The sequence below is a fragment of the Thioclava sp. F36-6 genome, from assembly GCF_002020305.1.
GTDB lineage: Bacteria > Pseudomonadota > Alphaproteobacteria > Rhodobacterales > Rhodobacteraceae > Thioclava > Thioclava sediminum.
In genome coordinates, this window is record NZ_MPZX01000001.1 from 1,461,176 (window position 1) to 1,475,843 (window position 14,668).

Genomic DNA, 14,668 nt, shown 5'->3' on the forward strand with positions numbered 1-14,668 from the left:
GTGACCAAGATGCAGAAACTGGTCGTTATCGGTGCTGGCATGGCCTCGGGTCGGATGCTCGAGCATCTGTTCGAAGCCGCGCCCGGCGCATGGGATGTCACCCTTTTCAACGCGGAGCCGCGGGGCAACTACAACCGCATCATGCTCAGCCCGGTGCTGTCGGGCGAGAAGAGCTATGCGGAAATCGTCACCCATGACGAAGCTTGGTATGACACCCATGGCGTGACCTGCCGCTTCGGCGAAAAGGTCGTGGGGATCGACCGCGATCGCAAGGTGGTGATCGGTGAGCAGGGCGAGGTGGCCTATGACAAGCTGGTCATCGCCACCGGCTCGAACCCGTTCATCATCCCGCTGCCGGGCCATGATCTTGACGGCGTGATCGCCTATCGTGATCTCGACGACACCAACCGGATGATCGAGGCGGCGCGCCCCGGCGCCCGCGCCGTGGTGATCGGCGGCGGTCTTTTGGGGCTGGAAGCTGCGGCGGGTCTGCGTCTGCGCGGTATGGATGTGACGGTCGTGCATATCATGGGCCACCTGATGGAGCGCCAACTCGACGAGGCGGCGGGCTACCTGCTGCGCCGTGCGCTGACCGATCGCGGGATCGAAGTCTGCTGTTCGGCGAATTCCAAGGAGATTTTGGGTGAAGATGGCAAGCTGCGGGCGCTGAAGCTGGATGACGGCACCGAGCTGCCCTGCGACTTGCTGGTCATGGCCGTGGGCATCCGTCCCTCGGTTGCCTTGGCCAAGGAGGCCGGGCTCGAGACTGGGCGTGGCATTCAGGTCGATGCGCAGATGCACACGTCCGACCCGGATATCCTGTCGCTTGGCGAATGCGTGGAGTTCGACGGGCAGATCTTCGGTCTTGTCGCGCCGCTCTACGATCAGGCGAAGGTCGCGGCGCAAACGCTGACCGGGGAGGCCAGCGAATACATCCCCCGCGAGGTCTCGACCAAGCTGAAGGTCACCGGCTGCGACCTGTTCTCGGCAGGCGATTTCGCGGAAGGGGAAGGGCGCGAAGACATCGTCTTCCGCGATCCCGCGCGCGGTGTCTACAAGCGCCTCGTGCTGGAGGGCGACCGCGTCATCGGCGCGGTGATGTATGGCGATGTGGCCGACGGCAATTGGTTCTACGGGCTGATCAAGGACGGCACCGACATCTCGGAGATGCGCGAGACGCTAATCTTCGGCCCGGCCTTCCAAGGGGGCGCCTCGGTGGACCCTATGGCGGCCGTTGCAGCCTTACCGGCTGACGCAGAAATCTGCGGCTGCAACGGCGTATGCAAAGGTCAGATCGTGGCCGCGATCGAAGCGGGCGCGACTTCGCTCGACGCGATCAAGGCCACCACCAAAGCCAGCGCGTCGTGCGGCACCTGTTCGGGGCTGGTGGAGCAAGTTCTGGCGGTCACGTTGGGCGATGATTTCGTCCTGCCCACCGCGAAACCGATCTGCGCCTGCACCGATCACCCGCATGAGGATGTGCGCCGTCTAATCAAGGCGAAAGAGTTGAAATCGCAACCGGCGGTGATGCAGGAGCTGGGCTGGAAGACGCCCAATGGCTGCCATGTCTGCCGCCCGGCGCTGAACTATTACCTGCTGGCCGATTGGCCGCTGGAATATCAAGACGATCCGCAAAGCCGCTTCGTGAACGAGCGCAACCACGCCAATATCCAGAAGGACGGCACCTATAGCGTGATGCCGCGCATGTGGGGCGGCATGACCTCCCCCGAGGAGCTTCTGGCAATTGCCGAGGCTGCGAAGAAATACGACGCGACGGTCAAGGTCACGGGCGGTCAGCGCATCGACTTGCTTGGCATCAAGAAAGAGGACCTGCCGCATATCTGGGCGGATCTGAACGCGGCCGGGATGGTCTCGGGGCATGCCTATACGAAGGGTCTGCGCACGGTGAAGACCTGCGTGGGCACCGATTGGTGCCGCTTCGGGACGCAGGATTCGACCGGGCTCGGGATCAAGCTGGAAAAGCGGCTCTGGGGCTCGTGGACGCCGCACAAATTCAAGATGGCGGTGACGGGTTGCCCGCGCAATTGCGCCGAAGCCACCTGCAAGGATCTGGGCGTGGTCTGCGTCGACTCGGGCTTCGAGATCAGCGTCGGCGGCGCGGCCGGCATGGAGCTGAAAGAGACCGAGCCGCTGGCCAAGGTCGCGACCGAACAGGAGGTAATCGATATCTCGGTGGCTTTCCTGCAGCTCTATCGCGAGAGCGCGAATTACCTCGACCGGCCCTATAAATGGATCGCCAAGACCGGCGGGTTGGAGTGGATCATCGCGCAGGTCGTGGACGATCTCGAAAATCGCGCGGCGCTGATCGAGCGCTTCGATATCTCCCAATCCGTCTATCAGAAAGACCCATGGGCCGAACGCGCGACCCCTCACTACGAGCGCGCCTGGAGCCCGCTCGCCGATCTCACGAAGGAGGCTGCGGAATGAGCTGGATCGATATCGGAGCCCTCGACGACATTCCGGTGCAGGGCGCGCGCGTCATCAAGACCAAAATGGGCTGTGTCGCGGTGTTCCGCACCGCCGATGATGCCGTTTTCGCCCTCTCGGATCGCTGCCCGCACAAGGGCGGGCCGCTGTCCGAGGGGATCGTGCATGGCCACAAGGTGACCTGCCCGCTGCATAACTGGGTGTTCAGCCTCGAGACGGGTGAAGCGCAGGGTGCCGACGAGGGGCAGGTGCCGACCTATGACCTGCGCGTCGATGCGGGGCGTTTGCTGATCGACGCAAGCAAGCTCGCTGCGCAAAGCGCCGCCTGACCGGAGTGGAACGATGACGCGCGCTGCTCCGACCATTTGCACCACTTGCCCCTATTGCGGCGTCGGCTGTGGCGTTCTCGCTTCGCCCGACGGCGCGGGCGGCATGGAAATCCGGGGCGACAAGTCCCATCCCGCCAATGCGGGCAAGCTGTGCTCGAAAGGCTCGGCACTGGGGGAGACGGTTGATCTGGAGGGGCGCCTTCTGGCCCCGGTCGTGAAAGGGCAGGAGACGAAGTGGGACGCAGCGCTCGATCTGGTGGCCGATAGGTTCAAGGCGGCAATCACTGAGCACGGTCCCGATAGCGTGGCGTTCTACGTCTCCGGCCAGCTTCTGACCGAAGACTATTACGTCGCCAACAAGCTGATGAAGGGCTTCATTGGTTCGGGCAATATCGACACGAATTCGCGGCTCTGTATGGCCTCGTCGGTGGCGGGGCACAAGCGCGCCTTTGGCACCGATACCGTGCCGGGGCAATACGAGGATTTCGATCAGGCCGACGTCATCGTGCTCGTGGGGTCGAACCTCGCTTGGTGCCATCCGGTGCTCTTTCAGCGGATCGCGGCTGCAAAGAAGGCGCGGCCCGAGATGCGCGTCGTGGTCGTCGATCCGCGCCGCACCGCAACCTGCGATATCGCCGATCTGCATCTGGCCGTGGCGCCGGGGGCGGATGCGGCACTGTTCAACGCGCTGCTGGCCGAGATCGCCGCGCAGGGCGCGGTGGATCGTGATTACGTCGCGGCCCATGTCAGCGGGTTTGACGACGCGCTCGCGGCGGCGCAGGAAAGCGATCCGGTCGCGACTGGGCTCAGCGCCGCCGATCTCGCGGAATTCACGCGGCTCTGGATCGGTGCCGAGCGCGTCGTCACGATCTATTCCCAAGGCGTGAACCAATCCAGCTCCGGCACAGACAAGGTCAACGCGATCATCAACTGCCACCTCGCCACGGGCCGCATCGGCAAACCCGGCGCGGGGCCGTTCTCGGTCACGGGTCAGCCCAATGCGATGGGCGGGCGTGAGGTGGGGGGCTTGGCGAATATGCTCGCCTGTCACCTCGATATCGAGAACGCGGACCATCGCGACGCGGTGCAGGGCTTCTGGGCCAGCCCCGCGATGGCGCCCGGTTCGGGCCTCAAGGCAGTCGACATGTTCCGCGCGGTCGAGGACGGACGGATCAAGGCGCTCTGGATCATCTGCACCAATCCTGCCGTCTCGATGCCCGAGGCCGACCGTGTGCGCGACGCCATCGCGGGCTGCGATTTCGTGGTGGTCTCGGATATCACCGCCGACACCGATACCGCGAAGCTGGCCGATGTGATCCTGCCCGCGACCGGATGGGGTGAGAAGGACGGCACCGTCACCAATTCCGAGCGCTGCATCTCGCGTCAGCGCGCCGTTCTGCCTGCGCCCGGTCAGGCCCGTCACGACTGGAAGATCATCTGCGACGTGGCCGCGAAAATGGGCTGGGCAGAGGATTTCGCCTATGACGGCCCGGCGGCGATCTTTCGCGAATACGCGGCGCTGTCCGAGGTCGCAGGACGGTTTGGGCTCGATTTCGACATCTCTGACTACAAGTCGATCGCGAATGCGGACTATGAGGCGCTCGCGCCGTTTGTCTGGCCCCAAGGTCCTGCCAAGAAAGGCGGCCGGTTCTTCGCCGATGGCGGGTTCTACACGCCCGACCGCAAGGGGCGGATGCTGCCGATCACGCCGTGTGCGCCGCAAACCGCGCTGAGCCCGGACGCGCCTTTCCGCTTCAACACGGGCCGCGTGCGCGATCATTGGCACACGATGACGCGTACCGCGAAATCGCCGCGCCTGAGCCTGCACATGGCCGAGCCCTATCTGGAAATTCACCCTGCGGATGCCCTGAGGCTGGGGCTGCGCGCGGCGGGGTTGGCCGAGGTGTCGAATGCCAATGGCCGCGCCGTCCTGCGCGTACTGGAAAGCACCCGGATGCAACCCGGTTCGGTCTTCGCACCGATGCACTGGACGGGCGAGACCGCCTCCGATGGACGCGTCGATGCGCTGGTCGCCGCCCATGTCGATCCCGTCTCGGGCCAGCCCGAAAGCAAGGGCTGCGCGGTCCAGATCTCGCCTTATCAGGCTGCGTGGTTCGGCTTTGCGGCGAGCGTGCAGGACGTGACCCCGCGCACCGGTTACTGGGCGAAGGCGCGCAGCAAGAGCGGCTGGCGGATCGAGCTGGCCGGGCGTGAGGCGCCTGCGGATTGGGAGGCCTTCGCGCGCGACCTCTTCGCTCTACCCGAGGCCGAGGCGGTCACCATGAGCGACGCGGGCAGGGGGCTCGCGCGGATCGCGCTGATGGTTGACGGCCGCGTGTCGGCTGTTCTCTTCGCCGCGCCCGAGCCGGTCGCGGTGTCGCGCGGCCATGTCGCGGCGCTGCTGGGCGAGACCGATCAGCCGAGCTTGCTCGCAGGCCGCGCGGGCGCCGATCAGCCCGATCCGGGTGCGATTGTCTGCGCTTGTTTCGATGTCGGCGTGAACACGATCCTCGCCGCGATTGCCGATCAGGGGCTGGCCTCCGTCGAGGCGATTGGCGCGGCCCTGCAAGCGGGCACGAATTGCGGCTCCTGCCGACCGGAACTCGCGGCGCTGCTGGCGAGCGCCCAACCCCGCGAGGCCGCCGAATGAGCCTCGCCCCCTATATCCACGCGATGGGCCGCGGTCCGGGCCGGGCACGGTCGCTGACGCGCGACGAGGCCCGCGACGCGATGGGCCAGATCTTGCGCGGCGAGGCGGCCCCCGAAGCCGTCGGCGCGCTTTTGATGCTGATGCGCTATCGCGGTGAAAGCGCCGCCGAGATCGCCGGTTTCGCCGAAGCGATCCGTGAGACCCTGCCGGATTGGACCGGCCCCGCGCCCGCGCTCGACTGGCCGAGCTATGCGGCGGGGCGTTCGCGGGGCTTGCCGTGGTTTCTGCTGTCCGCGCGGCTGGTCGCGATGGCGGGGGAGCCGGTTCTGCTCCACGGCTGGAACTCTCATCAATCGCCCGTGGCCTCGGTGCGCGATGCGCTTGGCAACGCAGGGATTGCCGTGGCGACAGATATGGCAGACGCCGCCGCGCTGCTGGCGCGTGACAAGATAGCCTATCTGCCGCTGGAGAATTTCGCGCCGCGCGCGCTCGATCTGCTGCGGCTGCGCGAGGTTCTGGGGCTGCGCTCGGCGGTCAATACCGTGCTGCGCGTTCTCAATCCGGGCGGCGCGCGGGCCTCCGTTCAGGGTGTTTTCCATCCGCCCTATCGCGAGCTGCAATCCGATGCCTGCGCGCTTCTGGGGCTGGAGGCGATGACGGTAATCAAGGGTGGTGGCGGCGAGTTCGAGCGCCATCCCGGCAAAGACATCGCGCTCTTCGGCCTGCGGTCGGGGCAAGCCTGGACGGCGCAAGCGCCCGAGCGCCTCGACGCGACCCGCCGCCTTGCCGACGAAACCCCCGATCCCGCCGATCTGGGGCGCCTCTGGTCGGGCGAGATCGACGATCCCTTCGCTACCGAAATCGTTCTCGGCACGGCAGAGCTGGCGCTCGACACCGCCGGAATCGCACAGCCCCGCGCGCGCGCCGCCGATCTCTGGGCACGCCGACACAGCGCGCGCGCCGCTTGAAAGGAAGATGATCATGAAGCTCTCTGCCGCATCCCCGTTTGCCCCGAGCGACGCCGCGCTTCGCGCCCGCAAGCCGGGGATTCTGGCTTTCATGAGCGAGGTTTTCCACGACTGGCGGCTCGCTTTGGCAGGCGTCTCGCCGAAGGCCGTGACCCCGACCCGATCCGCACCCGGTCGCGCGAAACCGGGCGCGATCGCACTTGTCGGCGCGGGCCCGGGTGCACGGGATCTGCTGACGCTTCGGGCGGCTCAGCGTCTGAGCCAAGCCGATATCGTCTTCTACGATCGCCTCGTCGATCCGGAGGTTCTAGAGCTGGCGCGCAGGGATGCCGAGCTTGTCTATGTCGGAAAAGCCGTCGGCGCATGCGCCTGGCCGCAGGAGCGGATCGACGCGGTGATCGTGGCGGCAGCGCTGCAGGGTAAGCGGGTCGTGCGGCTGAAAAGCGGCGATCCGGGCCTCTTCGGACGGGCCACCGAAGAACTCGCCGCCGCGCGCGCGAACGGTATCCCGGTCGAAATCGTGCCCGGGGTCACCGCGGCTTCCGCGGCAGGGGCCGCGCTTGGCCGGTCGCTGACGGAACGCGGCGCCACCGACCGCGTGGTCTTCGCTACCGGCATGTGTCGCGCGGGCGACGACACGCCCGATTGGGGGGCATCCACACGCCCGGGCACGACGCTCGCGCTTTATATGGGCGTGCGGCAGGCGCCCGTGATCGAGGCGAACCTTATCGCGGCGGGTGTCCCGGCTGTCTCCGAGGTCGAGATCGTCTCGGATATTTCGACCGACCGTCAGAGGATCGCGACCTGCCAGCTTGGCGCGCTCGCCGCGACGATCCGGGCGGAAGCGATCGGCAACCCGGCGATCATCCTGATCCGTCACGACAAGGGAGCCGCGTGCGTAGGCGGCACGGGGGAGCTGCAGTCTCGGGAAACGGCGGAGACCGGAAAAGCTCCGCTGGTCGCCAGTTGCTGACGCCGAAGATGTTACAGGTCGCAGCGTAAGCCGCAGGTCGGGGCCGCCGAGTTTCGTCGACGAGCCCCAGCTTTCCGCCCTTTCGCCGATGAGGCAATTAAAGGCCCATCGCGGCCATTCGTCACAAAGGTAGCGAAACTCGCTTGTTCGAGTGACGTCGGTCCAGACCTCAATGCCCCATCATCATCTCGCCCTTCGCCATCGCCAGATGGTGCGGCTGATGGTGCGCGCCGACCGTCAGGATGCCGATGAAGCCGAGCGCGCGGATCTTCTGCGGATCCGCGCCGGTCACGGTCAGCGCGCTGCCGCCGGGGATTTCCTCGGCGCTCATCTTCCAGCCCTCGACCCCGTTCATCGTCGCGACGTGGGCAGGCACCATCGCACGGATGGACGCGGTGACCTCGGGGTCGTCCGAGGTCGCCTCGAAGCGGGCGCCACCTTCGATGTCACTCTCTTTGACCTTGGCGCGCAGGGTGACGTTGTTCATGTCGATCAGATGCTGGCGCAGACCCTCGATATTGACGCGGTTCCAATCCGTGTCGGGATCGGCGAGCAGATAGGCGACGATCTCCTGAATGGCCGCGAAGGCGGACTGGCCCGGCTCGGTGATCGCGCCCGTGTCCCCGGATTGCATGCCGGGCATCTGCGCGCTCGAGGTCATCGGCATCTGCCCGTCGGCATGAGCGTCGTCGGACATCATGTGGTCGTCATGTGCGGGCATGTCCTCTTCGTTGCCCATATGCTCATGGTCGCCCATGTCCGCGTCGTCCATCATCATGTGATCGCCCGACATCATGTCATGCGCGCTCCCATCCGCGCTGCCATCTCCGTGCGCGTAGCTGACGGCGGGCAACGCCACGAGGGCGAGAATGGTAAGAAAACGTGTCATGAGTCCTCCGGAGTTTTGCGTAACTCTGTCATCTTTGCGCGCCGATGTCACAGCTTCAGCCTCCGCAGCCGCAACGCGTTCCCGATCACCGACACCGACGAGAAGCTCATCGCGAGCGCCGCGATCACCGGCGAGAGCAGCACGCCGAAGACGGGGTACAGCACACCCGCCGCGATCGGCACGCCCGCGGTGTTGTAGGCGAAGGCGAAGAACAGGTTCTGGCGGATGTTGCGCATCACGCCTTCGGCCAGACGGCGCGCGCGGACGATGCCGGTCAGGTCGCCCTTGACCAGCGTGAGCCCTGCGCTCTCCACCGCGACATCCGCGCCGGTGCCCATGGCGATGCCGACATCGGCAGCGGCGAGTGCGGGTGCGTCGTTCACCCCGTCACCGGCCATCGCGATGGAGACGCCGTCCTTGCGCAGTTTCTCGACCAGTGCGGCCTTGTCCTCGGGCGAGACCCCGGCATGAACCTCGTCGATGCCCAGCTCGCGTGCGACGGCCCTTGCGGTGCCCTCGCTGTCGCCCGTGGCCATGACGATCCGCAGCCCCTCGTCGTGGAGCGCGCGGATTGCGTCCGCCGTGGTCTCCTTGATCCGGTCGGCCACCGCGATCACCCCGATCACCTTGCCGTCGCGGGCGAGATACATCGCGGTTTTGCCGTCCGATTGCAGACGCTCGACCGTGTCGGACTGAGCGGAGACATTCGCGCCGATCTGCTCCATCAGCGCCGCGTTGCCGAGCGCGATCTGCGCACCCTCGACGCGACCGGTGACACCCTTGCCGGTGACCGCCTCGAAGCCTTCGGCGTCCAGTTTGGGCGCATCTTCGGCCCCTTGCACGATGGCCTCGGCAAGCGGGTGTTCCGATCCGCGTTCCAGCGCGGCGGCGAGGGATTTGACCTCGTCCTCCGAGGCCCCGTTCGCGATCACATCGGTCAGCGCGGGCTTGCCTTCGGTCAGCGTGCCGGTCTTGTCGACGATCAGCGTGTCTACCTTGGCGAAGCGTTCCAGCGCCTCGGCGTCGCGGATCAGCACGCCTGCGCTTGCGCCGCGCCCGGTGCCGACCATCACCGACATCGGCGTGGCGAGACCCAGCGCGCAGGGGCAGGCGATGATGAGGACGGAGACGGCGGCCACGGTCGCATAGCCCAATGCGGGCGAGGGGCCGAAGGCCAGCCATGCGATGAAGGCGAGGATAGCGCAGATCACCACGGCAGGCACGAAGTAAAGCGACACCCGATCCGCCAGCCCCTGGATCGGGGCGCGCGAGCGTTGCGCCTTGCCGACCATCTCGACGATGCGCGAAAGGGTGGTTTCCGACCCCACGGCCTGCGCTTCCATCACGAAGCTGCCCTGCTTGTTCAGCGTGCCGCCGGTGACCGCGTCGCCCTGGGTTTTCTCCACCGGGACCGGCTCGCCGGTGATCATGCTCTCGTCGATGGCAGAGGAACCTTCCGTGACCACGCCGTCCACCGGCACGGTCTCGCCCGGGCGCACGCGCAGCTTATCGCCCGTCTGCACCTGATCGAGCGGCACGTCTTCCTCGCCGTTTTCGCCCACGCGGCGCGCGGTTTTCGGCGCGAGGTCCATCAGCGCGCGGATCGCGTCACCGGTTTTCTCGCGTGCCGTCAGCTCCATGATCTGCCCGACCAGAACCAGCACGAGGATCACCGCCGAGGCTTCGAAATAGACCGGCGGCAGCCCGTGCTCGTTGAGCATCTCGGCGGGGAAGATACCCGGCACCAGAAGCCCCGCGAGCGAGAACAGATAGGCCGCGAGCGTACCCAACGCGATCAGCGTCCACATGTTGGGCGAGACATTCACCACCGATTTCCAGCCGCGCACGAAGAAGGGCCGCGCGAACCACAGAACCGGGGTCGCCAGCGCGAATTGCAGCCAGAGGTAGGCTTTCGGCCCGATCCACTCCGCGAAGGGCAGCCCGACATGCGCGCCCATTTCCAGCACAAAGACCGCAGCCGCCAGAGGCCCCATGATCCACAGCCTGCGCCGGAAATCGACCAGCTCGGGGTTCGGGCCGCTATCGGCACTGGGGCTCATCGGCTCCAGCGCCATGCCGCATTTCGGGCAGTCGCCGGGCTTGTCCTCGACGATCTCGGGATGCATCGGGCATGTATATTGCGTGCCTTCGGGCATTGCCTTGGCAGCGGGACGAACGCCCAGATAATCCTCGGGCCGGGCCTCGAACTTGTGCTGACAGCCCTCGGAGCAGAAATAGAACCGCTCGCCGTCGAGCTTGGCCATATATTTCGCCGTCGCGCGCTCGACCGACATCCCGCAGACCGGGTCGGTCGCCTTGATGTAGTCATTCGGCTTGGCCACGAACTTGTCGTGACAGCCTTGCGAACAGAAGTGGTAGAGATGGCCGTCATGCTCGGCACTGGGCTTGTCGGCATTCGGGTCGACCGTCATTCCGCAGACTGGGTCACGCGTGATCGCGTCCGTCGTTTCCTGCGTGTCGTGGGTCTCGTGGTGGGCGTGCTGCGATGTCATCCGTTCATCCTTTCGGCAACTTCGCCCGATCAGATAGGGCTTCCAGCTGCTGGAGGGTCAAGAGTATAACCGATCTTTTTCCCAAACCCGGTCCCGCGTCCCTATGTTCCAGCAGCCCTCACGTGAGCGTGACTTTTGCTTCCAGTGACTGGAAGGTTTATATACCAAGCGCAGGAGGCCTATGCAGATGAATATCGGAACCGCCGCGACGCAGACCGGGCTGCCGGTCAAGACAATCCGCTATTACGAGGAGATTGGCCTCGTCACGCCCGACCGGCGGGCGAATGGCTATCGCGATTTCTCGGAGGCTTGCGTAGAGCAGCTGCGGCTTCTGGCGCAGGCGCGGCACCTCGGGTTCTCGCTCGAGGAATGCCGTCGCCTGCTCAGCTTGAGCGCCGATGAGGGGCGGGCGAGCCGCGATGTGCGTGCGCTCGCACAGCAAAACCTCGAAGCGGTGCGAGAAAAGATCGCTTCTCTCAGTGCATTGGAGGCGCAACTCCAGCGGCTGATCGCGCAATGTCATGGCGACGATGCCCCCGATTGTGCGATCCTCGACGACCTGATGGGGCAGCGCGGGAATTGACAGCCGCGCCAGAGCCCACCAGATAGAGGGCAGGGAGAACCGGGAGAGCCATGCGCAAAGCGCTGCATATCGTCATGATCGGGCTGGTCTGTTTGATCGGTCTTTCGCAGTTGGGCGCGCCCGCTGCCGCGATGACCCATGCGCGTGCGATGGATGCGATGGACGCAATCACCGTCAGCGATTGTGCGGCTTGCCCTGACAGCCATCACGATGCGGGGCCGATGCAGGACAAGACCTGCCCCCATGCGCAGATGATGGTCTCGGCCACGCTGGACTTCGCGCCGGAATTCTCGCTGAGCCGGGCGGACCTGTCCGTGACGCTCCTGCCTGCGGAGACGCCCGCGCCATTGGCGCATGAGCCCCAGCTCGACCTTCCGCCACCGCGTATCTGATCGATCACACCGTCGCTGGCCCCTGAGGGGGCTTATCTGTCGCGTCCCGAGCCCGGGCGCATGATCGAACAGGATACTCTATGAAACGCTATATTCTCTCTGCCGCCGTCGTCGCGGCCCTCGCTGCGGGCGGTTGGCTCGTGATGCAGCCCGACACCGCGAGTGAGGCAGAGGCGGCCACGCCTGCCAAAGGCGATCCGCTCGTCGCTGTCTCCTTGCCGAACACGCTCTCCGAACAGGCCCAGATGGGCAAACGCGCTTTTGACGCGACCTGTGCGGCCTGTCACGGCGCGAATGCCACCGGAAAAATGGGCTTCGGCCCGCCCCTCGTGCACAAAATCTACGAGCCGTCCCATCACGGCGACATGGCCTTCCAGGCCGCCGTTCAGGCGGGCGTGCGCGCGCATCACTGGAAGTTCGGCAACATGCCCCCGCAGGAGGGCCTGACCCGTGGCGATGTCGCCAATATCGTCACTTATGTGCGCGAATTGCAGCGCGCGAACGGGATCGAGTGAGATGCAGAATTTCCAACTGACCCGCCGCGCGGTCCTTGCCGGAATGGGGGCCACGGCGCTGACGGCGCGCATCGGAAACGCGGCAACCGCCCCGACGCCGTTGACCGCGCAGCGCGCCATGGCCCAGATTGCCCCCGAGGGCTATCCGCAGACCGAGGTCTGGTCCTATGACGGCACGCTGCCGGGGCCGCAGCTGCGGGTGCCGCAGGGCGCGCGCCTGCAACGGCGCTTCGTCAACAAGCTCGACGTGCCCAGTTCGGTGCATTGGCACGGCATTCGCATCGACAATGCGATGGATGGCGTGGCGGGGCTGACGCAGGACGCCGTGCCGCCCGGCCAGACCTTCGACTATGATTTCGTCGCGCCGGATGCGGGCACCTATTGGTATCACGCGCATACGAATTCGATGGAGCAGGTCGCGCGCGGCCTCTCCGGTGCGCTGATCATCGAGGAACCCGACGCGCCGGATGTCGATCGCGACGAGGTGCTGCTGCTCGACGATTGGCTGCTCGATCCCGACACCGCGCAGCTGGAGCCGGATTTCACCCATCCGATGGACCTCAGCCACGGTGGGCGCTTCGGCAATCTGGTCGGGACCAACGGGCATTACGCCCTGACCCTGAAGGCGAAACGGCATGAGCGGTTGCGGTTGCGCCTGATCAACGCCGCCAATGCGCGGATTTTCGTGCTGCGACTGACCGGGCTCTCGGGCTGGCAGGTGGCGCTGGACGGGATGCCGCTGCCCGCGCCGGAGCCCGTTCCCGAAGAACTGGTCCTCGCGCCCGCGCAACGCGTCGATCTGATCGTCGATGTGACTGGCGACGGGTCTCAGGCGGCGATCGAGCGGTTGGGCAATGACGACCAATGGCACAGCCAGGTCGCGTTCGAGATTTCCGGCGAGGTAAGCCGCTCGCGGCGCGACGCGCCTGCGCCTTTGCCGCCCAATCCGAACATGGCCCCGACCGATCTGACGCAGGCCCGCCCGCTGGAGATGAAGATCGAAGGCGGCGCGATGGGGCGGATGTCGCGCAACCAGATGCAGGGGCTGATGCAGAGCGGCAATTTCTGGACGCTCGCCGGCAAGGCGGGGCCGGGGGATACGCCATTTGCGCAGCTGTCACGGGGCGAGCCGGTGCGGCTGCGCTTCGTCAACGACACCGCGTTCCCGCATGCGATGCACCTGCACGGGATGCATTTCCGCGAGGTGCTTGAGGATGGACGCCTAGGCCCGATGCGCGACACGGTGCTGACCTTCGCCGGACGCAGCCACGAGATCGCGTTCACTGCCGACAATCCGGGCAAATGGCTTTTGCATTGCCACATGCTCGCCCATGCGGCGGCGGGGATGTCGTCCTGGATCGAGGTGACCTGAGATGACGTTGAAAGGAGTGACTGTGAAACAACCCCTGATGACGACCCTTTTCCTGCTCGGCTGGGCGCCGATGGCGCTCGCGCATGGCGGGGTGGAGGACCCGCAGGTTCTCGCTCGGATGGAAGGCATGAAGCGGCTCGGGACCGAGATGAAGCTTCTCAGCACGATGGCGAAAGGGGAGAGAGACTTCGAAGCCGAGAAGGTCCGGCGCGCGATCACCCGGATCGAAGCGGAAGCGGGACAGATTCCGGTGCTTTTCGAGCCCGAGGCGCAGGACCCGAAATCCGAGGCCCATCCGTCGATCTGGGACGAATTCCATGACTTCCGCGGTCAGGCGCAGGCGTTGGAGGAAGCGGCCGGTTCGCTCTCGAAGCCGATCGAGTCCCGGCAGGCGCTTCGACCTGCTCTCGTCAAGCTCGGCGTGACCTGTAAGGAGTGCCACGACGAGTATCGGGAGTAAGCGGCGATGCGAATTGAAGCCGTAGGTCTGGCTGTCGTGATCGCGCTCGGGGCAGGGGGCGCGCAAGCCGCCAGTCTGCTCGACGGGCGCGACATCACGGCGGGCAAGGCTCTTTATGCGCAGAACTGCGCGAGCTGCCACGGTGCCAATCTCGAAGGGCAGCCCGATTGGCGCGAGGCGGGGCCCGATGGCGTTCTGCCCGCCCCGCCGCACGACGAAACCGGCCACACATGGCACCACGAGACCGCGTTGCTGTTCGATTACGTCAAACAGGGCGGGGCGGATGCGCTGGCCGCGCGCGGGGTTGCCGACTTCCCGAGCGGGATGCCCGGTTTCGGTGGGACGCTGAGCGACGCGCAGATCCTCGATATCCTGGGCTTCATCCGATCGACATGGCCCGAGCGGATGCAAGCGGTGCAGGCGGCGCGCGACGCGCAGTAAGCCCCCGGCGCGGCTCCGTCGGTCCGTGCCGCAAATGTGCCTTGGAGCGTGCCGCGTTTGTGCTATCGGGAAGTGAAAAAAGAAAGCCCGGAGCGAACTCTGGGCTTTTCTCTTTGAAGTCAGTCTCTTGCGAGA

At 66.0% G+C, this 14,668-nt stretch carries 13 protein-coding genes; 11 read left to right on the forward strand and 2 right to left on the reverse strand.

What is annotated here, in order from left to right; genetic code table 11:
* Window positions 1-9 precede the first annotated feature (9 nt).
* The 5 genes from nirB to cobA are packed head-to-tail and all read left to right on the forward strand — an operon-like array spanning window position 10 to window position 7,368.
* Window positions 10-2,448 (forward strand): nitrite reductase large subunit NirB, encoded by a 2,439-nt coding sequence (nirB, locus tag BMI88_RS06750; protein ID WP_078547078.1) that lies wholly within the window; start codon window positions 10-12, stop codon window positions 2,446-2,448.
* Window positions 2,445-2,777: a nitrite reductase small subunit NirD gene (gene nirD / locus BMI88_RS06755; RefSeq protein ID WP_078547080.1), complete on the forward strand. Its 333-nt coding sequence runs from the start codon at window positions 2,445-2,447 to the stop codon at window positions 2,775-2,777. The genes nirB and nirD overlap by 4 nt, the downstream gene beginning before the upstream one ends.
* 13 nt (window positions 2,778-2,790) lie before the next feature.
* Entirely contained in the window at window positions 2,791-5,427 is a 2,637-nt protein-coding gene (locus BMI88_RS06760) for a nitrate reductase (protein WP_078547082.1), read from the forward strand.
* Window positions 5,424-6,395 carry a glycosyl transferase family protein gene (locus BMI88_RS06765; protein ID WP_078547084.1) on the forward strand — a complete coding sequence of 324 codons (972 nt, stop codon included), beginning with the start codon at window positions 5,424-5,426 and terminating at the stop codon, window positions 6,393-6,395. Before BMI88_RS06760 ends, BMI88_RS06765 begins: the two co-directional genes overlap by 4 nt.
* A gap of 13 nt (window positions 6,396-6,408) precedes the next feature.
* Complete coding sequence (gene cobA / locus BMI88_RS06770) at window positions 6,409-7,368, forward strand: uroporphyrinogen-III C-methyltransferase (RefSeq protein WP_246831830.1); 960 nt, start codon at window positions 6,409-6,411, stop codon at window positions 7,366-7,368.
* A 169-nt stretch (window positions 7,369-7,537) separates the two neighbouring features.
* Here cobA and BMI88_RS06775 read toward each other — a convergent pair whose 3' ends face one another.
* Both BMI88_RS06775 and BMI88_RS06780 read right to left on the reverse strand, forming a co-directional pair.
* The gene (locus BMI88_RS06775; protein ID WP_078547088.1) at window positions 7,538-8,257 is read right to left on the reverse strand and encodes a hypothetical protein; all 720 of its coding nucleotides are present in this window, start codon (window positions 8,255-8,257) and stop codon (window positions 7,538-7,540) included.
* Between the two features lie 47 nt (window positions 8,258-8,304).
* Window positions 8,305-10,770: a heavy metal translocating P-type ATPase gene (locus tag BMI88_RS06780; RefSeq protein ID WP_078547090.1), complete on the reverse strand. Its 2,466-nt coding sequence runs from the start codon at window positions 10,768-10,770 to the stop codon at window positions 8,305-8,307.
* A gap of 187 nt (window positions 10,771-10,957) precedes the next feature.
* Between BMI88_RS06780 and BMI88_RS06785 the strand changes: the two genes are divergently transcribed.
* The 6 genes from BMI88_RS06785 (at window position 10,958) to BMI88_RS06810 (ending at window position 14,533) form a co-directional block, all read left to right on the forward strand.
* Window positions 10,958-11,353 (forward strand): MerR family transcriptional regulator, encoded by a 396-nt coding sequence (locus tag BMI88_RS06785; protein ID WP_078547336.1) that lies wholly within the window; start codon window positions 10,958-10,960, stop codon window positions 11,351-11,353.
* Between the two features lie 50 nt (window positions 11,354-11,403).
* The gene (locus BMI88_RS06790; RefSeq protein ID WP_078547092.1) at window positions 11,404-11,745 is read left to right on the forward strand and encodes a hypothetical protein; all 342 of its coding nucleotides are present in this window, start codon (window positions 11,404-11,406) and stop codon (window positions 11,743-11,745) included.
* Window positions 11,746-11,825: 80 nt separating this feature from the next.
* Window positions 11,826-12,260 carry a cytochrome c gene (locus BMI88_RS06795; protein ID WP_078547094.1) on the forward strand — a complete coding sequence of 145 codons (435 nt, stop codon included), beginning with the start codon at window positions 11,826-11,828 and terminating at the stop codon, window positions 12,258-12,260.
* Between the two features lie 43 nt (window positions 12,261-12,303).
* Entirely contained in the window at window positions 12,304-13,632 is a 1,329-nt protein-coding gene (locus BMI88_RS06800; RefSeq protein ID WP_281480160.1) for a multicopper oxidase family protein, read from the forward strand.
* Window positions 13,633-13,654: 22 nt separating this feature from the next.
* A complete protein-coding gene (locus tag BMI88_RS06805) occupies window positions 13,655-14,092 on the forward strand; it encodes a cytochrome c (protein ID WP_168173955.1) in 438 nt (145 codons plus the stop codon).
* A 6-nt stretch (window positions 14,093-14,098) separates the two neighbouring features.
* Complete coding sequence (locus BMI88_RS06810; RefSeq protein ID WP_078547099.1) at window positions 14,099-14,533, forward strand: cytochrome c; 435 nt, start codon at window positions 14,099-14,101, stop codon at window positions 14,531-14,533.
* Window positions 14,534-14,668: the final 135 nt, after the last annotated feature.